The sequence below is a fragment of the Streptomyces sp. NPDC093085 genome (assembly GCF_040683935.1).
Classification (GTDB): domain Bacteria; phylum Actinomycetota; class Actinomycetes; order Streptomycetales; family Streptomycetaceae; genus Streptomyces.
This window is the reverse complement of record NZ_JBFBFB010000001.1, coordinates 352,027-377,191: the sequence shown is the minus strand read 5'-3', so window position 1 is coordinate 377,191 and position 25,165 is coordinate 352,027. Positions and strand designations below refer to the sequence as shown.

General features: G+C 66.6%; 9 protein-coding genes. 2 read left to right on the top strand and 7 right to left on the bottom strand.

What is annotated here, in order from left to right:
- The first annotated feature begins 239 nt into the window (after window positions 1-239).
- The gene (locus AB0O07_RS01510) at window positions 240-1,769 is read left to right on the top strand and encodes a UDP-N-acetylglucosamine 1-carboxyvinyltransferase (protein ID WP_365625088.1); all 1,530 of its coding nucleotides are present in this window, start codon (window positions 240-242) and stop codon (window positions 1,767-1,769) included.
- A gap of 625 nt (window positions 1,770-2,394) precedes the next feature.
- Here the strand turns inward: AB0O07_RS01510 and AB0O07_RS01505 are convergent.
- Window positions 2,395-3,192, bottom strand: coding sequence for a hypothetical protein (locus AB0O07_RS01505; protein ID WP_359055652.1), 798 nt, complete (start codon window positions 3,190-3,192; stop codon window positions 2,395-2,397).
- A 340-nt stretch (window positions 3,193-3,532) separates the two neighbouring features.
- Complete coding sequence (locus tag AB0O07_RS01500) at window positions 3,533-4,945, bottom strand: hypothetical protein (RefSeq protein ID WP_365625084.1); 1,413 nt, start codon at window positions 4,943-4,945, stop codon at window positions 3,533-3,535.
- Between the two features lie 169 nt (window positions 4,946-5,114).
- On the opposite strand from AB0O07_RS01500, the gene AB0O07_RS01495 reads away from it, so the two are divergent.
- Window positions 5,115-6,173 (top strand): hypothetical protein, encoded by a 1,059-nt coding sequence (locus AB0O07_RS01495; RefSeq protein ID WP_365625081.1) that lies wholly within the window; start codon window positions 5,115-5,117, stop codon window positions 6,171-6,173.
- A 32-nt stretch (window positions 6,174-6,205) separates the two neighbouring features.
- Here the strand turns inward: AB0O07_RS01495 and AB0O07_RS01490 are convergent, their stop codons facing one another.
- The 5 genes from AB0O07_RS01490 to AB0O07_RS01470 all read right to left on the bottom strand — a co-directional run bounded on the left by AB0O07_RS01490 (window position 6,206) and on the right by AB0O07_RS01470 (window position 25,080).
- Entirely contained in the window at window positions 6,206-8,512 is a 2,307-nt protein-coding gene (locus tag AB0O07_RS01490; RefSeq protein WP_365625078.1) for a UvrD-helicase domain-containing protein, read from the bottom strand.
- Entirely contained in the window at window positions 8,509-15,249 is a 6,741-nt protein-coding gene (locus AB0O07_RS01485) for a DEAD/DEAH box helicase (RefSeq protein ID WP_365625075.1), read from the bottom strand. Before AB0O07_RS01485 ends, AB0O07_RS01490 begins: the two co-directional genes overlap by 4 nt.
- Window positions 15,246-20,741 (bottom strand): hypothetical protein, encoded by a 5,496-nt coding sequence (locus AB0O07_RS01480; RefSeq protein WP_365625072.1) that lies wholly within the window; start codon window positions 20,739-20,741, stop codon window positions 15,246-15,248. The genes AB0O07_RS01485 and AB0O07_RS01480 overlap by 4 nt, the downstream gene beginning before the upstream one ends.
- Entirely contained in the window at window positions 20,738-23,794 is a 3,057-nt protein-coding gene (locus tag AB0O07_RS01475; protein WP_365625069.1) for a DEAD/DEAH box helicase, read from the bottom strand. Before AB0O07_RS01475 ends, AB0O07_RS01480 begins: the two co-directional genes overlap by 4 nt.
- Before the next feature lie 131 nt (window positions 23,795-23,925).
- Window positions 23,926-25,080: a serine/threonine-protein kinase gene (locus tag AB0O07_RS01470; protein ID WP_365625066.1), complete on the bottom strand. Its 1,155-nt coding sequence runs from the start codon at window positions 25,078-25,080 to the stop codon at window positions 23,926-23,928.
- Window positions 25,081-25,165: the final 85 nt, after the last annotated feature.

Below are 25,165 nucleotides of genomic sequence, written 5' to 3'. Positions count from 1 at the left end.
GGCGCACCGGGCGGGCACCGCCGCATCCGTACGGCCGTCGCCCGTACCACTGCCACTCGGACGACCGTCACCCGTACGACGCCCACCCGTACGACTGTCACCCGTACGGCCGTATCCAGGTGGCCCCGGCGCCGGGGCGGGCGCAGGGTGACGGGGGTGGGCACGGGGGTGGGCGGCTCGACACCCCGACAGCCCACCCCCGTACGGCACTTATCTCATACATGAGATAACCTGCCGCCATGGCAGACGACTACCTCGTACGCATCGGCAAGCTCATCCGTGACGCCCGGCAGCACCGGGGCTGGACACAGAGTCAACTCGCCGACGCGTTGGCCACCAGCCAGAGCGCCGTGAACCGCATCGAACGCGGCAACCAGAACATCAGCCTTGAGATGATCGCGCGCATCGGTGAGGCGCTCGACAGTGAGATCGTGTCGCTCGGGTACGCGGGCCCGATGCATCTGCGGGTGGTCGGCGGGCGCCGGCTCTCCGGCGCCATCGACGTCAAGACCAGCAAGAACGCGTGTGTCGCGCTGCTCTGCGGTTCGCTGCTCAACAGGGGCCGCACGGTACTGCGCCGGGTGGCGCGGATCGAGGAGGTCTTCCGGCTCCTGGAAGTGCTCAACTCGATCGGCGTCCGCACCCGTTGGATCAACGACGGCGTGGACCTGGAGATCGTGCCGCCCGCCGAGCTGGACATGGCGGCGATCGACGCGGAGGCGGCCCGCCGTACCCGCTCCATCATCATGTTCCTCGGTCCGCTGCTGCACCGGATGGACTCCTTCCGGCTGCCGTACGCGGGCGGCTGCGACCTCGGTACGCGCACCATCGAGCCGCATATGATCGCACTGCGCCGTTTCGGTCTCGACATCGCCGCGACCGAGGGGCTGTACCACGCGCAGGTCGACCACTCCGTCACCCCGGACCGCCCGATCGTCCTGACCGAGCGCGGGGACACCGTCACCGAGAACGCGCTGCTGGCCGCCGCCCGCCACGACGGCGTGACCGTCATCCGCAACGCCTCGTCCAACTACATGGTGCAGGACCTCTGCTTCTTCCTGGAGGCGCTGGGCGTACGGGTGGACGGTGTCGGCACGACCACGCTGACCGTCCACGGGGTGCCCTCCATCGACGTGGACGTGGACTACTCCCCCTCCGAGGACCCGGTCGAGGCGATGAGCCTGATCGCCGCCGCCGTGGTCACCGAGTCCCAGCTCACGATCCGGCGGGTGCCGATCGAGTTCCTGGAGATCGAGCTGGCGGTGCTGGAGGAGATGGGCCTCGACCACGACCGTACGGCCGAGTACCGCGCCGACAACGGCCGTACCCGGCTGGTGGACCTGACCGTACGGCCCTCCAAGCTGGAGGCGCCCATCGACAAGATCCACCCGATGCCGTTCCCCGGCCTGAACATCGACAACGTGCCGTTCTTCGCGGCCATCGCGGCGGTCGCCCAGGGCCAGACCCTGATCCACGACTGGGTCTACGACAACCGCGCCATCTACCTCACGGACCTGGGCCGCCTCGGCGGCCGGCTCCAACTCCTCGACCCGCACCGCGTCCTGGTCGAGGGCCCCACCCGCTGGCGCGCCGCCGAGATGATGTGCCCCCCGGCCCTGCGCCCCGCGGTGGTCGTCCTGCTGGCGATGATGGCGGCGGAGGGCACGTCGGTGCTGCGCAACGTCTATGTCATCAACCGGGGGTACGAGGACCTGGCGGAACGGCTCAACTCGGTGGGCGCGCAGATCGAGATCTTCCGCGACATCTGATCCGGCGCAATGTCGTGCCCCTTGGAGGCAAGGGGCACGACACCTCAACATGCCAGCTGACCTGCTAGTACTCACCTTCACAACTCTCCATTGATCACTGTTGTTTTTCAGCGCCTTGTGCAACGCACGTGCAAGATGATCTTGAATGGTTGACGGTGCGTCAGATTGGTCTGAGTACCCGTCGGCCTTTACGGAGAGTTGTCGTCGAAGTGGCCTAGCAACGTCCGCGGAGCGGCGGTGACGGCGGCGTCCCAGGTCCCCGTCGGTGACCGGCAAGTGCGGTTCGTGTTGATGCAGTCGCCGCCCACGAAGTATCGGCCCATGTTCAATCCGCACCTGTACCCGTTGGTCGCGGCGATCCGTGCGGCTCGGCCGGACGTCGGTGCAGCCGTCCCCGCGCGGCAGCCCGCCAGGCGTCCTGCTGAGGCAGGCCGGACGCCTACCCCGACATAGCCACGGCCCCGATCTGCGGGTTCCGGCGATTGTTCCCCTACACCACCTGGCGGGACCATCTCCAAGGTGGACGGTCATCGTCTGCTGACGTTCGAGGCCTCGGGACTTGGCTGCGGCCATGGGCAAGCACCTGAACCAAGCGGGCCTCAGAAGGTGAACACCGGCGATACGGCTATTCCAGGTCGCAAACGGCGCTGAAGAGGGCCAGCTCGAGCACGTCTGGGGCTGCGGGCCAGTCGATCGACGCGGCCGCGAGTCGCTCGTTGGCGGCGTACATCCACCGGAGGTAGACGTCGTAACGGTGGGAGCTCCAGCCGCTGTCGCGCCAGATCCACTTGGCGATCGCCTCGGACCACTCGTAGCCAACCGCACGTCCAACCTTCGTGGCGTGCCTGCGCAGGATCCCGGCGAGCACGCTGTCGAGGATCAGGGGACGCGGGCCCTTCACGTCTGGCAGCGCCTGGCCCGCGAAGTAAAGGAATTTGGTGAGGAACGCCGGCCCGAGGCCATCGAGAGTGTGTAGCACCTCGTAGGCTGCGACCGCGCCCTCGTCGACGAGCAGGGACACCGCCTCGGTGAGGACGGCCTCAGCGCTGGGCTGGGCGAGCACCTGACGAGTGCGGTACGGGCCGTAGCCCGTAACACCGTAGCCCCACACCTGCGTGGCCACGAACGCCTCTGCCCAACTCTCGGACTGCTCCGCGGCCCGGACCGCGGCCACGACTTCGGCTCGGCTCACCGAGGCCGAATCGGCCGCCGCCCGGTCGGCGAAGGCGGTGGGCCAGGGTGTTACGGCCATCCAGGTGGATGGCGCGTACGGGATGGTGTGAGGGCCACTTCCGTTCGCGTACCGCTGGCCGCGCTCCGGGTCGGCTAGCCACTGCCCCAGTGACTCCACCGCGCTTATCGGCAGCAGCAGTTCGAGCATCGTCTCATCGAGCTTGTCCGCCTGCCTCTGGCCGTACCTCATGACTATCGTCGTCCCCCATCTCCTCATGTGACGCGTCATAGTGGCATGTAGCGGTGAATGAGGCGCCACGCCGACCCTCGACTGCTGGCTTTGCACCGCTTCCCGCTACTGCGGTCACCAGGGTCGGGTCTGCTGCAAGGTTGGGTGACAGGTTTGACCTGCCCCATGTCTCGGGTTCCAGTTCTGGTGGCTACCTGAAAGCCCTTCGCGGAAGGCTGGCAGTCATGCCTCGCCCCTATCCTCAAGAGTTCCGGGCGCGTGCCATCGCACTGGTCCGCGCCGGCAAGCAGGCCAAGCAGACTGCCGCGAGGCCGTAACCGTAGGGGCACACTGACTGCCCCTACGTGGCTCGAAGCCGCTGTGCGTCCGAGGGCAGCAGGGCAGGAGAAGCCGCGTCGAAGAACGCGCGCAACGGCTCCATCACCACGGCAGCGCGGGCGGTGTCTGACAGCAAGGTCTTGTCCAACTCCAGCGGCAGATCCAGCCCAGTCGGCACTGTGGTGACCAGCCAACGCAGCATGACGCCGTACGCGACGCGGCGCAGCATCTCCAGCTCCTTCGCATCGATGTCACGCGTGTCGTCTCCGTGGGCGTACTTCGAGCGGCGCGCGTACGCCCTGCCAACCACCTCGGCGACCTCAAGGCGCAGCGCATCGGTCATCCACAAAGCCGCGGCCCGCTGCTTCACCTTGCGGCTGAGATCGGTTTGCCCTTCGTCCGCCAGAAGCGCCTCCATGGCGATCACGTAGTGCAGCGTGACCTCGTCTGCGTCCTCCTCCCACACGAAATCATTGCCGTAGGTGCGGTGGGCGGCCCGCAGGAGGTGCTCGGCGGCGCGCTGCAGGCGCCGTGCCCGAGTCTTGGCCTTCTTGTTCTCCTCGTTGGCGCCCTCGAGCACCGCGCCGATCAAGCCGTCGACGGCCGCGCAGAAAGCGCCGAGCCGGGAAATGTCCTGACCCGTCAGCCGCCACAGCCCCGTCTCTCGTCGTTCGTACTCGATCTCCTGGCCGTCGCCGGTGGCATAGATGTCCGGGACCACCGGCACAGAGCCGGCGTACAGATCCGCGCACCGTCCCGGCTCGACGATGAACCAGGCATTCATTCTGATGACATCATCGCTCCACAGCAGCATGGGCAGTAGCGGACGCCAGCGGTGGAGTTCGGGACATGACCGCATCTCCAGAAGTGGAAACCGGTGACCGCTGCGCAGGGGCCGATCCGGGACCACCCGCCGAAGGAACGGAGCGCCCTTGAGGACGGACACGTTCTGCCAGCTGGCCGGAGCTGACGGCATCACGGCGTACATGGGCGGCAGCAGCTGCTTCGTCTCCTCATCCGAAAGCGCTTCCAGCACATACTGGCCGATCTCAATCCGCGTGCCAGCTGGGATCTCCCCGTCGAGAAGCAGCCAGTCCTCCGAGGAAGGCAGCGAGGCACGACAGAACCTACCGAACTCCGCCACCGCCCGGTCCAGATCGACGTCCTGGCCGCGCGCGACGGCATCGGCGATGAGCCCCAACCCACTCAGCCCCAGCAGCATCTCGTTACGAAGACGATGATCCTTGGAATAGAGATCGGGACGCCGTTCCTCAGGTGCAAGCGCAACGACACTGGCGATGACCCGTGACCAGCTGGCAAGAGCACTCAGCGGCCGCCAATCCCCCACGTACGATCCAGCCGACCCGGGCGCGCGTACGTCGACGAACCAAGCCATCAACTCAGCCGCAAAGGGCTGCAGTTCATCAGAGTCCACACACCCAAGCGTATCGATTTGCTGGGTAGGGCTGCGACGAGGCGAGAGCGACCGAGTGGATCACAGGGCCCTGAGTTGATCGTTGAGGAGCAGTTGCTTCGCCAGGGCATTGGTCGATGAGATGATCGCCTTCGGCTGTGTGACCAGCGCGTAGATGGGGGCGGCAACAATGCTCAAGGACTCCTCATTGAGGGGCTACTTACTGGAAGAGTCGCTGGCCTGGCTGCTGCGCTTCAGCGGCTACCGGCTTCTCGTCCACGAAGATCAGGATCCGGTCGAGTTGGTGACGGAGGGGCAGACTCTCCGGGTCCGAGGGCGGGGCGCGCTCCACCAAGTCGACGTTCTCGGGGAGTTCGCCTTCACCCCGGCGTTCTCCATGCCGGTGCGGCTGTTCCTGGAAGCCAAGTACTACCAGACACGCTGCGAGCTGGAGGTTGTCCGGAACGCCCACGGTGTTGTGCACGACGTGAACGAGAACTTCATGACAGGGGCCGGGACACGGCCCCGGCAGCGATACAAGTACTCGTATGCCTTGTTTTCCGCGAGCGGGTTCACGGCCGACGCCCAAAAGTACGCGCTCGCCCACCAGATCTCTCTCGTGGATCTGTCGGGTGCCTCCTTCGCCTGGCTGCTTGGCCACATCGGAGCCACGGCAACGAGCCTGTGCACGACGCAGCAGCATCTGTCGAAGTCCGCCCCCTTCCCGCTGAATTGGATGCGATCGGAGCTGCGCAAGGCGCTGGGGACATCCCCGCTGGAGCTGCCACCTGTCCCCATCCCCGAGGGGAAGTTCAAGCAGGCCGCCGGCACCGTGATTGAGGACTTCGCCACAGTGCTGCGGCAGCACAGCGACGCGGAGCTACTCCTCGGTTTCCCGGCTGCGCCATTCATCCTGCCGCTCGCCGCCGATGATCACCGAGGGTTCCTGGAGTACGCCGAGGCGAAGCCCGACCATGCAGTGCGGATCAAACGACGGGGCGTAGGAGCCGCGGCGGAATGGACGCTCTCACCCGCAGACGCGGTCGGCGCCTACGAACTCGCCTTCAAGCTCCCAGAGCACATCGAGGAGTGGATCAGCGGCATCGGAGAGAAGGAGCGCTACCGCACCGCGGAGGTCAAAAAGCAGTTCCTGTCGGCGATCACGCTCTACCGCATGAACGGCACCGGCGTACGCGCCTACCAGCTGCGCTATGAGGCGAGTTCCCTGTCCCGGGCCGGGGCCCCGTAGGCATTTCCGGCCCGGGAGTGCCGTACGGCGCGTCAGATCGGCAGGTACGGACTGGGCTTGCCGTGCCAGCTGATGTTCAGGGCATCGCGGGCCCGGGTCGTGGCGACGAACAGCAAGGAGCGAGCCTTACGCTGCTCGCGTTCGTAGCGGGGCGGGTCTTCGGTGCGGTAGCGCTCGATGACGCTGGTGCGCGGGATGATGCCGTCGCTCGCACCGACGATGGCGAGGCGCTGGTACTCGAGTCCCTTGAAGCGGTGCATGGTGCCAACGTGGACTTCGCCGTCACCCTTGGGGCCGTCCTTGGTGAGTTCGGCGCAGGTGATGCCCGCCTTGGTGGCGAGGTAGTACATGGTCTGGCTGACCATGTCGCGGTCGGCGACGCACACGGCGATGCGCCCGCTGGGGTCGAGGGAGGCGCCCTTGCCGTCGGTGGAAAGTTCCTCGCGCCACGTGCTCAAGGTCGTGGCGAGTCCGGCGAGCTCTTCGTCCCAGGTGTCGTACCGATTGAAGTCGGGCTTGGGGCCGTGAAGGACAGAACGGTATCCGGCGAGGGTGTCGGTGCCGTCGTCGAGGTCGTCGTACGTGACCTTCTCGTTCTTGGTCTTGGGGTCGACGACGCGGAGAGCCTCGGCGAGGATCTCCTTCGTCGTGCGGTAGCTCAGGGTCAGCCGTGAGGCACGGCCTCGGATGTTGACGCCGAGGGCGCCAAGAGCGACCTGGTGGTCGTAGATGCGCTGGTGAGTGTCGCCTGCGACGAACATGTCGTTGGGCTGGTCGGGGTCGGCCATGGCACGCAACATCTTCCAGTGCGCGGGACGCAGGTCCTGGGCCTCGTCGACGACGATGTGCCGGTAGCGGTAGCCGATGTAGCGCATGCCGGAGCTGTCGTCGCGGTGGATGAGGTCCTTGCCGCCGATCTCTTCCTTGTACTCGCGGCGGGCCCTGACCTTCGCGGCGCGCTCGATCTCGAAGCGGGCGGCGCGTTCGGCGGCCTGGCCCCAGGTTTCGACGCCCAGCTTGTCGAGGCGGGCGGTGAACTGCTCGATGAGTTTCCAGATGTGGTTGCGCTCGGGGCGGGTGAGCGCGCGCCCCCGGCCGGCGCGGCGGGCCTTGAAGTAGTCCGAGCGGGTGGGGACCGACTGGCCGAGGATGACCTGCTCCCACTCCTCAAGGAGGAACTCCGGCTCCCAGCGTCGGTCGTCGAGTTCGGCCAGCAGTTGGCGCATCTCGTTCAAGGCCACGTGGTCGTAGACGCGCTGCTTGCCACGTCCGGGGGCGGTGTTCTCGCCCAGGACGCGAGCGGCGAGCTGGTCGATGTGGGCGATGTCGATGCGGGCCAGCAGCTCCGGTTCAACGAGGGAGGCGAGCCGCAGGCGCAGGTCGGTAGTGAGGTTCTTGGTGAAGGTGGTCAGCAGGATCGGCTTGTTGTGCCCGGGGGGCAGCTGCTCAGCGAGGTGCTTGACCCGGTGCAGGGCGACGATCGTCTTGCCGGTGCCGGGACCGCCGGAGACGCGGGCAGGGCCGTTGTAGTGGCGGTGGACGATGCGTTCTTGCGTGGGGTGGAGGAAGACCTTCCACGCGCGGAAGTCGCCTTCCTCGATGACTGCGCGTACTGCGTCGTCGACTGTGGTGACCTTGGTACGGGAGAACGCTGTAGCGAAGTCGTCGGGGTCGGGCTGCTGGTCGAGTTTGACCGGTGCGGTGATCTCATTGCGGACTTCGTCGATGTCCATCCCGGCGGCGAGGCCGTACAGGATGTCCTTCGACAACAGCGGGGCGCTCTCGACGAGTTGGTCGAGCTCAGCGCTGGTGGTCACCGTAAGCGCCAGGTCGATCAGCTGCTCGGCGACGCCGAGACCCTGCAGTTGCCCTGCGTCGTACGCGGAGAGCAGCGCCGGCGCCGCAGGCTCGCGCTCAGGGACAGTCTCGGGCTTGGAGGCCTGCTCCTCCGGCTCGGCCGGAGTGAGGATGATGCCGACCCTGCGGAGAGCGCTGTCGCCGACGACGGCGAGGTCGACGAACTCGATCTCGCCAGTGACGCGGTTGACAGCGACCTGAAGCTCTTCGTAGACGTCCTTGCGGTGCCGGACGGCGATGACCAGCCAGCTCTCGGCGCCGTCTGCGTCGACACCGGTGGGGGTGAGCAGGGCCCGATAGTCCTGGTTGACGCGAGCCGACCAGATACGGGAGTCGCCCTTGAGCTTCTTCTTCCTGAGACCCGGGAGATCGGGGTTGTTCCGGAAGTTGTGGCAGAAGTCGTAGAACTGGGCCTTGACCGAGCGGTCGAGCTTGTACAGCTCCTGTTCGGCTTTGCGGTACAGGCTGAGCCGGGCGGTCATCGGAGCGTGCCTTCTTCCGTGTCGGGGAGCTGGTCGAGCAGTTCGTCGAGATGGGCGAGCCATTCGGCGGCGGTACGCACAGTCCACCCGTCTTCGGCATACGCGGCATCGCGTCGCTGGGTCTCGGGGTCGTCGTCACCCTGGTGGACGGCGACAACGGCAATCTTGAGGGCGGAGGTGTGCCAGGCGAAGTCGACCTGCCAGCGGCTGGTCCCCAGTTCGTAGCCGAAGACGGGTGCCTGCTTGCCGCGGTCGGCAAGTCTCTCGGCGAGGCGGAGCAAGTCCGGTGTCTCGTCCGCGTCTTCGCGCAGGATCTCCAGGATGTCCTCGTCCCAGACGGCGTCGCGGAGGGCCTGGGCCAGGGCCGCTTCGGCTGGCGAGTCGTGCCCGGGATCCGGGTCGACGGGCTTGACCACGGCCGCGGGCACCTCGGACACGACGGGTGCGGGGGCGCCGATGAGCGATTCGAGTTCGCCGAGCCCGCCGCAGACCGCGAGGACCTCGACCTCGAAGTCCGCAGCTTTGCTGGTGGCGAGCTGAACGCCGTCGCCGCCGGCCAGCGAAAGGAACTGGGTGAGGTTGGTCCAGTACAGCCAGGACCGCCAGCGCTCCTTGTGCTCGTCCGTGTCCAGCACTGCTTCGGAGTCGTCGAGCACGGCGAGCGCGGTCCACTTCAGGGCCTCAGGGTCGGCGGCGTCCAGGGCGAACACGAGCGGGAGCCCGGTCTCGTCCTGCGTACGGAAGACGTGGACGGGGCCGATGCCGGTGGCATCCGCCACGACCGGCTTGTCGTGGCGCTCGGTGGCGGAGAAGGTGGCCAGTTGGCCGCGCAGGGCAGCCACCAGTTCGCTGCGGCGTCCGGTCGCGGTGACCGGGGCCGTGCCTGGCTGGGCCGTCAGTCCGGTGACCAGGGCGCGGGCCCGGCGGGCCCAGCGGTCGGCATCCGGATCACGCAGGTAGGCGATCAGGATGTCGATGGGGTTGGCGAAGACGGCGTCGGCGAAGTGTGCGCGCTGGCCGCCATACTGCTCGTAGGCGGTCTTGGCCTGTTCCTGAGCCGTACCCCGGTACGGCGGCCATACGGGCTGCGTACGGGTGGGGCGCTTCTCGAAGAGATCGATGTCTGCCCAGGTGATCTGGAAGACGGTCTCCCCTTCGGCGCGCAGGAGGGTGCGCTTCGCCGCGTCGGTGGCGATCTGGTTGTGCTCGCGGCTGGCGTGGAAGCGGAAGCCTTCGAGGTAGACCTTGACGCTCTGGGTCGGCCCGTCGATGCGCGTGAAGGTGAAGTCGGTGACGGTGCCCCGGAGTTGCTGCTGCGCGGTGAGCCGCCAGTGCATGACGCCGGGGCCGTCGGTGAAGCGCAGATGCCCGCTCGCATGGCCGTCTTCGTCGAGGGAGGCGTCGTCGGTGACCTTCACCCAGTCGCGCAGGGCCGCCAGGAAGCGCGCCTCCAGGTCGGATTCGACCTGGGCGTCCAGCCCTACCAGTCCGGTGTGGTCGACTTCGCTCCACTCCCAGCCGTCCGAGCCGTCCTGCTTGAACAGAAGGGACTCCAACATCGTCAGCGCGGCCTGGCGCGAGACGATGTCCTGGAACGGCTCCGGGGTGTAACGGTGCAGGCAACGGTGGCAGGCCCGGCGCTGCTCCTCGGCGCACGGGCACTCCTTGAGCATCTCGTACGCCTTGGCCAGGGTGTCGCGGAACGCGATCGGGTCGGTCAGCCGGTCCAGGTAGCCGGTGCCACCGGGCAGCGAGTCGAAGAGCACGAGGAACCAGCGGCGCTCGCCGCTCTCGTTGTCCGGCATGGAGGCGACGGTGGTGGCCAGGTGCTGAGGGTCGCCGCCGAAGTGAAGGTCCACGCCGAGGCGAAGTGCGGCCCTGAACGAGTGCACCTTGGAATCGACGTCTGCGGTGGCGGCGGGGATGAGGACCCGCAGGGCTTCGGTCTCCAACTTGTGGGCGAGCAGGACCGGTTCCTGCCGGACGCCGTCCTTCTTTCCGCGCCGCAGCGGGCACCATGGACGGTGGTGCTTGAGTGCTCCACTGCGGGCGGCGAGGGAGTCGAGTGCGTCGGTGTCGTGGTCGAAGACCGGCTGGCCGTCCGCGGTGGCCGCGCCGCAGGCCGTGCACACGTGGAACGGGTTCAGGCGCACGCGGTGGCCGGCGAAGTCGTCACGGTTCGGGGCGTCGTAGCGGACGGGTCCGACGTTGATCCGGCGGATCATCGCCTTGCGGCAGTAGTCGACGCCGAACGTCTGGCTGTCGTGCCGCCAGGAGCCCGGCTCAATGGTCTCCACCGGGATGTCGACCGCGTCCACGACCGTGTAGAAGCGGCGGTCCCGGTCATCCTTGTCGTCGCGGATCTGGGCGTCTTCCCGTTTGTCCCGCGAGGTCACGGTTGCTGGTTCGACGATCTGGAACAGACAAGAGCCGTCGTCCGCGATGTGACTGGTCTTGCAGCGCGGGCACGGTGACCGGTCCTCGGCGGCGTCCTCGGTACGCACATATCCGCAGCCCGGGCATACCCGCCAGGTGCGCCAGTCCTGCCGTCCGCCGGTGGAGATCTCCAGACCGGTGATCTGATGCTTGTGGCCGTTGACGTAGAAGGTGTTGCCCGGGGCCATCTCCTCCAGGGCGATACGCCGTGGCCTCTCGTAGGAGTCGGTGGTGGAGGTGTACTTCACCTGCCCCGTCTTGGCGTCCACCCCGTCCTCGCCGTAAAGCGTCGCCGACAGAACGGTCGTGGAGTCGATCAGCGCGTAGTTGGGCAGCAGCCCCAGATCACACAGCGCGGTCTGGGCCGATGTCTCGCCCAGGTTCATCAGGCGGCGGCCAACTCCACGTCGTTCGGCGTCCAGTTCGGCCTTCTGCCGTGCCTGGTCCGGATCGGAGTCGTGTAGTTCCTCGTGGGCATCGTCGATCTCACGCAGCCGGGCCCGCAGCGCTCGCTGGCCGCGGAACCACTCCCGTTCGGCCTCCTCGACCTTGGAGCGCAGGTCGTGGGTGGCGTACGCGCGCAGATCGGCCTTGGCCTGGTCGTTGACACCGGAGGGGAACAACTCCATGAACCCCTTCGCCAGCTCCTCCCCCCGGGCGATGGCCAGCTCCACCAGGTCAACCAGGTAGCCCGAAGGCCCGAACAGACGAGGCGCCTTGTGCGGCAGCGCGCGCAGCACGATGCCGTCCGCACGCACCAGCCGTCCGGCGGCCGCAAGGTCCAGCAGGTGCGCCAGGTATTGGCGGCGCAGGATCTCGATGGCCGACAAATGGCAGCCCGGTGGCACGATCGTGCCCGCGATCAGATCCTTGGGCCGCTCCAGGAAGTACAGGTCGCGACGCCGCCGGTCGGGGATGGTCAACAAGAACGCATTGCCCGTACGGCGTCCCGCCCGCCCGACCTGTTGGGCGTAGCTGGCAGGGCGACGCGGCAGCGCGGCCAGCACGACCGCCGACAGGTCACCGATGTCGATGCCCATCTCCAACGTCGGGGTGCACGACAGGACGTTGGGGTCCTTGAAGCCCTCGCGGCGCTTGAAGGCCTTCTCCACGTTCTCCCGCTCCGGACGGGAGAGCATCCCGGTGTGCTCAGCGGTGACCACCTGATAGGTGCCCGCCTTGCGGTACAGACGACGGTAGTAGTCGTCGGTGTAGTCGCGGTCGCGGTGGTGCGCGCCCAGGCCCTCGGGCCGGTCGCCGGCCACCAGTCGGCCATTGCGGCAGCGGTAGGAGGGACACGGCTGCTCGTGCCACTGGTCGAGCAGGGACGGGTGGACCGTCTGCTCCCAGAAACAAACCGGGCAGCGCACGTAAGCGTGACGCACCTGCTCGTCGTCCAGCAGCTGGGCCTCGATGTTGCCCGGCTTCAAGCCGTACACCCGTACCGAGGTATCAGTCGGAGTACGGACCGAGAGCAGGCCGAGCAAGGCCAGCTCTGGCAGCAGCCGATTCCAGAACTCCGGCGCCATCTCGCGCGGGAGACCGAGGCAGCGCCCTGCCCACCGCTCGTACCAGGACAACCGCCCGGTCGCGAAGTCGAACTCGCTGCCGTTCTTGGGCTGGCTGAGCAGGAACACCGGGGCCGCGACGCGCTTGGGGAAAGCCCGCATGCCTGGCGCCCGCTTGCCCCAGATGAAGTACCGGCTGGTACCCGCCTCGTCCACGTACTTGCTCAGCCACTTGTGGGCCACCGCACCCCGGGTGCGCAGCCGCTCCAAGAAGATCCGTACGAACGCCAGATAGCGTGCGTCGTCCTGAGCGATCAGCGGGACACCGTCGCGCACGCACTCCTCGTGGATCCGCTTGACGAGGGCTACGACGGCCGCCGCATCGTCGATACGAACTTGCGCAGCAGCGGTCCTGGTCAGCTCCAGGGTGCGGCCATTGCGCGATCGGAAGCCGAACTCCATCAGCGCTTCGAACGCGAGACGCTGCCCGATAAGACGCCACACTGGCAGACTCCCGCCACGACCCTCGCCGGACAGCAGCCGATCAACTCCCTTGTACCCGTGCAGATCCGGCGGCACCACCGCAGCCAGAGTGTCCTTATCCGTGGTGGCCTCGACCACGCCCGCGATCAGGTCATTGAGTGGCGTCGGCTGGTCGTGCCTGAGGTGCTTGGCCAGCAGGGCGCGCAGCGAGAAGGTATACGAACGGTTGGCGACGAACCCGGCCCGGTGCGCGGCATCCTGCACCGAGTCGTTGAACATCAGCGTCTTGTCCTCGTGCAGCTTCTTGTCGAGCTCCCCGCCCGTGAACAGCTGCGTGATCGACGCCGCGGCCATCGCGGCCGACCCGGTTCCCAGGTAGCGGATGGCGTTGCGCTCGCCGCACGCCGCACACCAGTCTTCCCTGGCTGCGGTGTTCGCCACCGTGCCGCCGAAGTTGACCAGTACGAACGACGAGTCGCGGGCGGTCAGCCGCGGCTCCTTGGTGTCCTTGTCGTAGTCGTTGAGCGGATCGGGTAGCCGCAGCCGCTTGCGCGCGCCGTCCAGCACCATGAGCAAACCGCCCGAGCCCTGCGATGCCGCGCTCGTACCCCTACCGCCGGCCGTCATGGGCGCTGCTCCGGAGCCCTCGCGCGCCTCCCGTTCGGTCGCCGCGATCAGGTTCCGTACCCGAGCTTTGTCCTGACCGAGGGAGGCGCGACGGATCTTGAAGGTGTCGAACTGGACGTCGTGGTCATCGCTCTCCGGCGAGAACACCGCCCAGCCCGACCGCCCGCAGTCCCGGCAGTAGATGGCTGGCAGGAAAAGGTTGGCGCTCTGCCCCGACGTCGCGGTCGTCACCGGCGCCGTTCGGCCGCCGTCCGTGGCGCTGGCGTCTGCCCTGCCGGCCGCGTCCCAGCGGAACTCGGCCTTTGGCCAAGGCAGTACGCCACGCAGCAGCCGGGAGACGGAGCGGGCCCACTGGTGCACCTCGACGTGTACGAACGGACGCGGCTCTCCCGGAGGCGACTTGGGGTCGCGTGCGTACGACAGCAGAGCTACGAACCGGGCGAGCGCCTCGGCCGCCTTCTCCGGCTGCCGGGCCACGGCCTCCGCCCAACCGGCCGCGCCTGCACGCCACATGACGTCCAGTACTTCGGGGCTGGTCTTCACTTCGCCGTCCAACGCCTGCATCACCGCTCGGGTGAACAGATGCCGTTTCAGGTTCTCGCCCAGCAGGAACGGATCCGGATCGGCGACCGTGGTCACTGCTTTGATGAGGTCGAGCATCGCCTCCTCTCCAGAAGCGGGATCGGGCAGAGCCAGCAGCTCGTCAGGGGTGGGAAGCCCCTGCATCTTCACGTCCGTCAGCGGGATGAACTCCTCCACCGACAGCCGGTTCTCCCCGACGATGGACTCCGCCGTGAACTCCGTACCGAAGACGTCGCTCGCCACCTCCAGCAGGCGCGTCACCCCGTCTTTGTCTGTTCCTGATGCGAGCGTCGCCGAGGTCGCCACCGGGCAGATGCGTCCCAGCGGGCGTCCCTTCTCGGACATGCCCACCGCGGACGCGAGCCGTCGAAGGAGCATCGCCACGTCGGTGCCCTGCGCACCGTCGTACGTGTGGAACTCATCCACCACCACATACTGGATGTCCGCCTCCCGCCACAGCGGGGCATCGTCCTCACTCTGCAGCAGCAGGTCCAGCATCTTGTAGTTGGTGATCAGGATGTCCGGCGGCGACAGCTGCATGTCCGAACGCCGCGTACGCACCTTCTCATACTGCGTTGCCGCCCGGTCCCCGATGTACAGCCCCGCCCAGAGCTTGCCGAGCGCCTCGTCGTTCTGCGTGAGCAGGTCGTTGATGCGCTGCGCCTGGTCGGTTGCGAGGGCGTTCATCGGGTAGAGGAACACCGCTTTGACGCCGGTCCTCCCCGCCTCCCGCTCCCGGCGGCAGTGATCGAGTACGGGGTAGAGGAACGATTCCGTCTTGCCCGAGCCCGTGCCCGTGGTGACGAGGGTCGGCTGCGGTGTGTGCCCATTCGCAGAAGTCAGCCGCTCGAACGCGACTGCCTGGTGCGCGTACGGCGTGAATCCCTCGCGCTGCCACTCCAGGTGTTCGCGCCACCCTTCGTCCGCCGCCGTGAACGGCGTACGGATCCGCAGGTACGGCCCGCGGAACATCCCCGTCGTCTCGTCCCCGAGGAACCGATGCAGCGCCTCGCGCGCGCCCTCATCCGTCAGCGCGTACGTCGTCGACAGATACTGCAGCAGGCTCTCCTTGAGCCCCCGCGCCTCCAGCGTCGGCCTCACGGCTTCAGCACCTCCTGCTTGACCGGGTCCCACTCGCCGCGCGCGATCGCTTCGTCGAGCCGCTTCTGGAAGTAGGTGTGGGCCTCGCGCATCTCGGTCTCGCGGTCCGCCTTGTGGAAGGGCTTCGTGTAACCCTCCGGTACGGGGGTGGTGTCCGGGGCGGCTAGGTACGCCTCGAACTGCTTCCACGTCTCCTTAGTCTGCCGCTGCCCGATCGTGCGCGCGTTGCCGGCGAGCTTCCAGCCGTCGGCGTCGAACCAGGTCACGGCCTCGTACTTCTGGAGTACGGGGAAACGGCCGCGGTACGCCGCTACGAGAGCATCAGCGTCCATGCCGAGCCAGACAGCGACCAAAGCGTCGATCTCCACCAAGGCCGACCGACGGGCCCGCTCAGTCCGCAGGGGCGAATCAGCTGCCCACTCGTGATTGACCTCGTTCAGCGGCGACAGGCCCGGCCAATCGCACGCCCACGGCTCATGCGCAATCCAGGTGGGATCGTACAGATCAGCCCACAGATCGGAATATGCACGAGTAAGGCAATTCAAACGGAGCGTCCGCAGAAGAAGTGCAGAAGCCAACGGGTGTACGGGCTTGGGGGCGGGCATGGCTTTTGCTCCAGCCGCTCGCAGATCGCTTCTCGCCGTGGCTCGGAGGAAATAGTCCAAAGGCAGCGAAGCCCAGAAACCGGCCACCAGAAGAGTGGTCTGCGCGTCAGGCATTACGAGACTGTTCACACCGTCCAGATGCGTCGTCCCAGGCGGGATAATCGCAGCGTACAGGGCGCGTTCAGTATTCGTCGCTACCTGGCGACGCCAAGCCATTCGATAGAATGCAGAGTATCGTCTACGCGAGCGCTCTTCCAGATAATCATCGATGCGATCTGAATCAATTTCATCCTCTGGTAGGCACAGGTCCCCGGATAGCTTGACGCGGGCCCTTGCGATCGCCTTTTCGTCCGAGCGAAGGCGCGAAAGAACCTGATAATCAATCCAACGATCTTGGGCCGCAATAAACGCCTGCGCGCCACCAGTGCGCACGTACGAAGTGGATGGAACAAAATCGGGATCCAACTTAACGAGATCCACCCCGTACGGATCATTACTGTTGGCATCATGGCGTTTGAAGACGGCCGTAGCGACGCTAATCTGTGTACCCTTCAGAATCACATGACGCCACCGCTCCGGCTGATATTCGCGACCTTCCGGCCTCATGGGAATATTTCGGTCAATAAGGCCAGCTGCCTCCTTGCCGCCTTCAAGATATCCCATTGAAATCTGGGGCGTCAGAGCCGACAAGCGCAGTGGATACTTAGCTAGGGAAGCGATAGCGGAAGCCTCGCCTGTGCTTACTGGGAACAGCAAACGCGCCTGTTCCGCTGGCTTGTCTTCTTCGTCCATGAGGCGGCGCCACAATGCGAGCAGGTGGCGGTCCACGTGCACGACTCGCGACAAGTGTGGACGCTCGTCAAAGTCTCCATTCCGGTAGCGGATTCCAGGAACCTCGCCCGTACCATCATGCAGAGGTGAAAGGCGTAGAGAATCCGCAGAGACTAGCCACGACAGATGATCGAAGCTGATTTCTCCGAGTGCAGCATAGATATGAATGCCGAAGTGTGCCGTGTCCCCAACGGGACGTGGAAAGAAACGCTGACCAGAATTGACAAAGTCGCCATGAATTCGCAGCCGCCGATAGGCGGCCTCCCGGAGTGCGGCCTCCCTTTCTCCTGTGAAGTGCGTGTCAGGATGAACTAGCCCAATCGTGCCGCGCGACGACCCATGCGACCAGGTCTGACACATGAACGCTCGGTAGAAGTCAGGACGGGTTCCTTCAAGCATGGGATAGTTAAGGGGAGACGAAAGAAAATTGGCGACTGCGTTAACAGTGGTCAGCTCTCGAAGGAGGCGATTTCTCGAATCCGGCGAATCGAGAACACTTTCCCTTCGACGCTTCTTCTCAGCATTCGAAACATGCTCGGCAAGGGCAAACCATGGTTCCTGCTCTGCAAGGACGATGTGCTCGTTCCAGTCAGGCCTAACCCACGGCGGATTGCCCACTTGGAGGTCGAAGCCACCGCCACGGGCGAAGACGAGGGCGAACTCCAGCTCCCAATGGAGGAAGCCCTGCTCTTCGACGATGTCGCGCACCGTCCGAAGCCACGGGAACCGGTCCTCCGGGTTGTCGATGTCCATCCCCATGAACCCGGGAAGCGTCTCTTCGAAGCTCTTCAGTTCGTCGAGGCTCTTGAAACTGTCGATGAGCGTGCCTTCGGGCACGTCGGCTGTGCCCAGCATGGCTTCCAGAAATTCCAGCCAGTCGTCGAGGTCCTTGAGTGGGACGATCGGCCGCCGTTCTGGCGCCTTCGGCTTAGCCGGGCCCTTCTTCGCCGCCTTCGGCGCGACCTGTCGCACTTCCACGACGACGTCGTCGTCCGCGGACAGTTCGAGGTCCTCGAAGGAGGTCTGCTCAGGCCCCAGCGCAAACAGAGCCGACTCCTCGACGAACCGCAGCGCGGGCTTCAGCGCAGCGACGGTCATCAGCTCGGGAGCGGCTTGAGAGTCAGGTCGCTCCCCGGTCAGCGGCACCCCTCCGAGCACCTCGCTGAGGCCGTCCGCATCGCTGACCACGGTCCGTGTCGCGTACTCGCCGTCACTCCCGTCCAGCAGCCCGGCCTTGTCGACCGGCCAGAACCAAAGGGCGCACCAAGCGTCCATGACCTTCTTCAGCCGCCAGTACGGAGTGTCGACGGCGTTGAAGAGGTCCTCCAGGACCTTTTCCTTCGGCACCGCTTGGTCGGGGTGTTGGAGGAAGGCGTACTCGGGGTCTGAGGGATCGGCCTGCCAAAGGTCGATCCGACGCGCAATCTCCTTCTCGGAGAGTTCCATGCGCTTGACCACGGCCGCCCACAGGAACTCGACCCGCCGGGCGGCATCCCGCAGCTTCGTGAACTGCGAGGATGCTTCCGGCTTCGGCTGCTTGGTCTTGGGATTGAGCTTGAGACTGCCGTCCGCATTGAGGTGCGCGGTGCTGCGCTTGGGGCGCTGGAGGATCCCTTTCTTCCAGGCGGCGAGTTGCTCAACGCCTTCCTGGGCAAGCTCCTTGGCTTCCTTCGAGCCCGCGACCGCGGCCCAGCCAGGGGTCGGCAACAGAAACTGGTGCACCGCGTCGTCGGGCAGCAGCTGCGGTTCGCCATCCTTGAGGAAAGGCAGCGGAGTTGGTGCCAGAGCACCCTTCGCCTTCAGCCAGGCCTTGTCCTTGCCCGCTACATCATCGCCCGCGTACACCGCGCGGCGCCCGCCGATGAGCGAGTTACCGCGGCGCAGATGCAACCCGAACCACGGCGCGCGCATGCCTGGGTGCATCGTGTTGAGCCACAGCGATACCTCAGCCAGCTCGACACCCGTCGCGTTGAGGTCGACCCCGTAAGCGTTGTGTAGGGCGATGTACGCCTTGACCTTCTGCTTCTCGGTGATCGCTTGGGCCGCGGGCATGGTGATGCCGAGTTCGTCCTGGCGGCGGCGCAGGTATTCATCGGCGACCTGGTTGATGGCCTCGTTGAGGAACGCGCCCGAGCCGAGCGCCGGCTCGCAGATCTTGTACTTCAGCAGCTCCGACGCCCGAGTCTTGATGGCACCACCGTGCTCGTCGCGCTCTTGGTCGAGGCGGTTCTTGAGGGTGAGCTCGACGGTGACCTTGGTCAGCGACTCGGGGGTGTAGTACGAGGCCGAGGTTTCCCGGTCGCGGCCGGCGAGCCGGTAGACGAACGAGCCTTTCTCATACTTCTTGGCACCACGCAGACCCTTGCGAGCATCGTCCTCGCCGTACTGGACGAGGGTCTTGTCGGGGTACTGGTCCTGCTTGTGCGAGGGGATGAGCCAGGAACCCTGCTCCGGGTCACCGCCTCGGGCCACCTCGCACAGCTCCTCCTTGGCGATGATGCCGGTGTAGGACATCAACCCCTCGTAGACAGCACCGAGTTGGTTGATGCCGAGGTTGCGGTAGGAGATGAAGCCGCCGCGTTCGCCGCGCTTGCCCTTCTTCATGGTGAGCAGCCGCAGCACCTCGTGGAGGGCTTCGTTGCGCAGACACAGGTCGAGCCAGCGGGGATCGTTGTCCTCGTCGCTGCGCGGGTCCAGGACGCCGGTGCCGATGAGGCGGATGGCGGTCGGCTCGAAGAGTTCGCTGCGCAGGGCCTCGAAGCGCAGGCCGCGGTCCTCGCTTCGGCGGGCCTCCTTGGCCTTGCGAGTCTCCTCATCGTCGCCGGGCTGGTCATCGTCGGGCTCGGTGCCGTACGCGCGGTGGCCGAAGTTGACCTTGTTGAACAGGACGTCGAGGGACTGGAAGAGGTGGAAGCCGTTCTTGGCCTCCTCCTCGACGAGTTCCTCGTCGCGCTCGACGAGTTCGCGCAGGCGGGCCATGGAGTAACCGGCCTCGTACGACCCGTCGTCGGCGGGGAGGATGCCTAGTTCGGGGCGGGCTTCCGCGTACAGCAGGAACAGGACGCGGTAGAGGTAGCGCAGCGCTTCGCGGGTGAGTTCGCGTGCGAAGGGGATCTTGGGGCTTTCGATATCGGCCGGGGTGACGTTGTTCTTCGGATCCGCCATCCGGTGCAAGACTTCGTTAGCGATGATCTCGACCGAGCGCTGCAGGCCGTAGCGCAGTTCGTTGGAGACACCGGCTGCGTTGTCACCGGAGGACTTGAGCAGGGCGTCGATCGCGCGGCTAGTGTCATTCTCGCCGGGGCGGAGCATGTCCAGGCTGAACAGGGCAGCGATGGTGGCGAGTTCGCCCTGCTGAGCGCGGTCGTTGCGTTCCAGGGCGGCGTCGAGGTTCGCCGCGAGATATCGGCCCTCGTTCCAGGCCTGGCGGTCGGCGAGCAGGATGACGCCGCCGCACAGCAGCAGGACGAAGCGGGGGTGCGGGCCGCCGGCCTCGCCGAGTTCACTCTGAAAGAGCCAAGAGGCCAGGGCCGCGCACGTCTCGTACGACTCGCTCGCGCTGACCCGTACGGACGACAGGAGCCGTCCGGCACGGTCGGGGTCGAGGGCGTCGTCGTTGGCGGCGGTCCAGCCGCAGTCCAGGGCTACGATGCCATGGCCGTGGTAGGCGACCGGCAGGGTGTGGTCGCGGCCTGCGCGGTGCACGGTGAGCTCGGCCGGGGAGGTGTCGTAGCCGAGGGCCCGCAGGACCATCTGGTGCCACTCCGCGAGGCGCTTGGTCCACTCGGGGTCGTTGTGCGTGTTGAGGCGGGCATCATCCTCGGCGTCGGCCTGGGTGGTCTTGACGAAGTAGCCGCGCAGCTCCTCGGCAAGGTAGGGGGTGCGCAGGGTGCGCAGCAGCTCGCGCGGGGTCTTGCGCGGGTCGTTCTCGTCGCCCTCGCGCTGCGCCCAGGTGGCAAACAGGCCCTTCTTGAGGTCGGTGCCGAGCTGGTCGGCGAAGTAGTGCGCGGACAGGTACTCGCCACGGTTGGCGAAGGAGTCGAAGTCGGTGCTCATCGTTCGGTGCCTCCTTCGGTGGCGGTGTGCGGTTCGAGGACGGCCAGCAGGCGCAGCATCGGTTCGCCCGCCGTCTCCAGGGACTTGACCAACTTCAGCTGTCGCTTGGCCGTGCGGTCGAGCTCCGCTTCCTTCGGGCGTGCACTGGCGAAGAGGGCGTCCTGCCGCCAGTCGGTGACCTTCTTGCGATAGGGAGCAAGGGTCTCTTCGATCTGCTCGCGGTACGCGCCTTCAAGGAGGGCGAGTTGTCGCTGTGCGGCGTCGATGGCGTCGGGCACGAGCGCGTTGAGGCCCGGCAGGTCGCGGGGCGTGGCGCGGCCGGGCATGTTCGGGCCCACGCCGTAGCTCTCCAGTACGTCGGCGGTCAGCGCTGTGACATGCGGGCTGTCGGGAAGGCCGGAGACGGCCATCCACTCGACGATGGTGGGCTTGCCCAACGCGTTGGAGTAGATGCCCTGGACCAGGAAGGTCGGGCTGTCCACGGTGGCGGCGAGCACCGGGGCCTTGTGACGTCCGATCTCGACGAGCACCTTGTCCGTGAGCCAGTCCAGGACCGGGTGGACGTCGGTGACGTACGAGACGTTCGGCCACTGGGACGCGGTAGTCTCCCTCGCCGCCTTCAGGCGTGCGCCGGCGAGGTCCTTGGAGAAGGTGATGCGCATGCGTCCCGGCTCGGTCTTGCGCGGCAGGATCTGCTGTTCGTCCAGGTACGACTTGGGCAATGCCTTGAGCCGGTACAGCAGGTCCCGTGGTGGCTCGAAGGCGATGGTGCCGTCGTCGTCGCGCCGCAACGACAGCATGTCCTCGGGGTTGGGACGGGAGATCTGCCGCAGTGCCTCGTCGAAGTAGTCCGCGGTGGACCGGAAGAGCTTCGGTACGACGGCGCGGGCTACTTCGGGGTGTTCGTGGACTGCGCCCACCTGGCCGAGCAGCCCGGTGAGGAAGGCGGCTCCGCCCTGCTGGGACTGCTTGATGGACTCCTCGACGGTGCGACCCGCGATCAGGTCCTGGGTGAGGCGGTTCTCTTCTTCCTTGGCCCGGTACAGGCCGGTCACAGCCTCAGCCGAACCTTCGATCTTGTGGGCCTCCTCCTCACGCCTGAGGAGCTTCTCACCCACCAGCCGGTCATCCAGGGTCCGCGGCTGTCCGGTCGTCTCGTCCATGCGCCACGGGATGTCACTGGTGAGGATCAGCGCGCGGAACTCAGGCCGGTGTTCCTGCCCGTACCGGTCGATACGGCCGTTGCGCTGCTCGATGCGGATCAGGGACCACGGCAGGTCGTAGTGGATCAGCAAATGGCACTGCTGATGCAGGTTGACGCCCTCGGAAGCGACGTCGCCGGTGAACAGGATGCGCACCGGGTCGTCGCGCAGCCCGAACTTCTCGACGATGTCCTGCTGTTCCTGATCCGTGCTGGCCTCGCCGTGCATGACCTGTACGGCTCCGCCGTATCCCAGCCAGGGCTTCTTCTCGTCCGGGCTGGCGGTGTGCCGGAAGCCGAGTACGGCCGGGACGGTCTCCGCCAGCCACTTCAGGGTGGGGATGCTCTCGGAGAACACGACCACTCGGGTGTCCGAGCCTGGGCCGACGCCCAGCTCCCGCAGCTCGTCCAGCAGCGCTGCCCGCTTCGCTGAGTCCTGGTCCTCGATCTGCTCGGCGAGGTGCTGCAGGTCGGTCAGGGCTGCCCGCTCGACCTTCCGTGCCGCTTCGCGTACCGCCGGGTCCTCCGGCCGCTTCCGTGTCTTCGAACCGTTGTCGGGCTTGTCGGGCGGTGGATTGTCGAGGTTTCCGATGCGGGTCTTGATGGTCGCCAGCAGCGCCTTGTGCGAGGAGAGGAACGACTTCAGCAATCGGTACGGGACGAGCTGATGCCGGCTCGCCGATGGCGTCGCCGGGTCGGCCGGGATCCAGCGGGTGGCCAGTTCCGCGAGGACCGCGCGTTCCTTCTCGGTGGCCGGAGCGTGGAGGGGCAGGGACGGGCCGCGGTCCGCCCAGGTCCCCTTGAGGGACTCGCGGACTTCAGCCGCGGTCTTGGTGCGCCGGATGTAGAGGTGCGCGAGGTCCTTCACCTCGTACTGGGACGGATTGGCGATCGCAGCCTCGTCCAGCATCCTGACAAGTTCGGCGAAAGAGGTGGCATCGCCGTTGTGCGGGGTGGCCGAGGCCAGCACGAGCGCGTCGGTCTTGCGTGCCAGTAGACGGGCGAGCGCGTTGTTCTTCGTGCCGCGGTTGACGAGGTTGTGGGACTCGTCGATGACGACGGCGTCCCAGTCGGTGTTGTCCAGGTGGTGGGCGTACACGTCGCTCTTCAGGGTGTCCACGGAGATGATCGCGCGCTTGAAGTACGCGAACGGGTTCCGCCCGGCGGGGATGTCCTGCTGCACCCGCTGAATACCGGTCGAGTCCAGCCGCACCAACGGGATCGCGAACCGGGTCCACAGCTCGCGCTGGAACTGCTCCAGCACGTGCTGCGGCGTCACCACCAGGATCCGCTCGCCGCGCCCCCGCCGGATCAGCTCTGCCAGCAGCACCCCGATCTCCAGGGTCTTACCGAGACCCACCACGTCCGCGATCAGGATCCGCGGCTGCGGGTTCTTCATGGACAGCGCCAGCTCCGCCGGGCGCAGCTGGTGGACCTGCTGGTCCATGAGGAAGTTGTCCGCCAGCGCCAGGCCGTGCTCGGTCTGCGGCAGGAACGTCTTCCGCATGATCGCCTCAAGGAACAGACGGGATCTGCGATGGTTCGGAGAATCGTCAGCCACCAGCTCGGTCTCGCGCGGGTCCAGCTCCTGAACGACATCCAGCCGGTCGTAGAAGGTGGCGTCGATCCCGCGTACGAACGAGGAGATGCCGGTGACCTCAACCATCCATCCGTCACGGTCGGTGGCCGTGCAGTTGCGCACCAGCCACAGCTCGTCTCGGATCAGGACCTGTGCACCCGCCGCGTATCCGCCAGTGTCAGTCGGCTGCTTCGCTGACGAGGCTTCGTCCGGCTCCAGGGCGCCCCTCGCCGTATCGCTCTGCCCGCCCACGGCTCCCGCCTCGACGCTCACGTCCGCTCCGATTCCTCACCCACGGTGCGCCTCGCACCGCTCACCATTCACGAGTCGTATGGACAGCGCCCAAGCCGACCCCATACGCCCGTCCGCCTCTAGCTTCCCACCAGGCACTGACACCTTGGCCATCAAAGCGCGGTATCCGCCGCGTACTCCGCCCTCAGCTCATCCGCGACCCGCTTCGATGCCGGCGGCTTTACGGCCGTGGGCCTGGCCTTTGGCTTCACGGCCTCGGCGGAGTCGGGGTGCGGCTCGTCCTGCTCCGCCTCCTCCGGTTCCGGTTCTTCCGCCTCAGCAGTTCCTCGCGGGCTATCGAGCGGCGAGTCCAGACCCGCGTCGTCAGTGATCTCGGCCTGGTCCTCAAGCAGCTTCTCGAACGATGGGGACAACGGCTCCTTGGCCGCATCCGGCGTACCGCCCGCGGTCGTATGCGCGATCAGCGCGAGTCGTGCGTCGGCCGGCGCCTTTCCAGCGGCCTTCAACAGCTTCGAGCATGCCTTTGAAACGTCATCCAGCGTCGGCCTGTCCTCGGGAACGTGGGCGAGCATGGAGGCGATCAGTGGCTTAAGCCCCTCGGGCACACCGCTCAGATCCGGGCCGATGTCAGGATTCGCCACCTGCACGGCGACGGCCTCCCACACCGCACCGTCGTACGGGTAGTGGCGCGCCGCCGCATATAGCAGAACCGTGCCCAGCGCGTACACGTCCGCGGCTGGCGTCACCTTCGGATGTCCGCTCGCCTGCTCCGGCGGCATGCAGCGCACCGTCCCGATGATCATCCCGCTGTGGGACAGGGACTCCTTCGCGGCATCCATGAACGCACCGAGCCCGAAGTCGATGATTATGGGGCCTTCTGTGCCCATGATGACGTTCTGGGGCTTCAGATCCCGGTGGAGCAGCTCCGCGGCGTGTACGGCGCTAAGCCCCTCGGCGAGCAAAGCGCCCAGACTGGCGACCAGCGGCAAGGGGAGAACACCGTCTTGGTCCACGCAGGCCAGCAAGGTACGTCCGGCCACGTACTCCATGGCCAGCCAGGGGCGGTCCGCGAACGGGTCGGCCTCCAGGAACCGCGCCACCCTGTTGGTACCGATCACGGTGCGCGCTATCAGCGCTTCCTTTTCGAAGCGGGCCCGCGTGACGGGGTCCAGCTTGTCGCTCCGGATCAGCTTCACCGCCACCGGCTGACCACCCGGGGTGTAGGCGAGGTACACCTCCCCCATGCCGCCCGAGCCCAGCTCCTTGGCGACGGTGTACCGGCCGATCCGCTCGGGCGTCCCCGTCATCTGTTGCTCAGCACTCCTTACACGCACCCCTGCGCCATCCGGTCCCGATTCGTGGGCGCCGATCAAGCCTAGTCGCTCGCTGTAC

What these genes read in the sequence shown, in the direction of transcription:
- AB0O07_RS01480 (WP_365625072.1), bottom strand. Translation starts at nt 20,741, where the DNA reads ATGAGCACCGACTTCGACTCCTTCGCCAACCGTGGCGAGTACCTGTCC.
- AB0O07_RS01470 (WP_365625066.1), bottom strand. Translation starts at nt 25,080, where the DNA reads ATGACGGGGACGCCCGAGCGGATCGGCCGGTACACCGTCGCCAAGGAG.
- AB0O07_RS01490 (WP_365625078.1), bottom strand. Translation starts at nt 8,512, where the DNA reads ATGACCGCCCGGCTCAGCCTGTACCGCAAAGCCGAACAGGAGCTGTAC.
- AB0O07_RS01495 (WP_365625081.1), top strand. Translation starts at nt 5,115, where the DNA reads ATGCTCAAGGACTCCTCATTGAGGGGCTACTTACTGGAAGAGTCGCTG.
- AB0O07_RS01510 (WP_365625088.1), top strand. Translation starts at nt 240, where the DNA reads ATGGCAGACGACTACCTCGTACGCATCGGCAAGCTCATCCGTGACGCC.
- AB0O07_RS01505 (WP_359055652.1), bottom strand. Translation starts at nt 3,192, where the DNA reads ATGAGGTACGGCCAGAGGCAGGCGGACAAGCTCGATGAGACGATGCTC.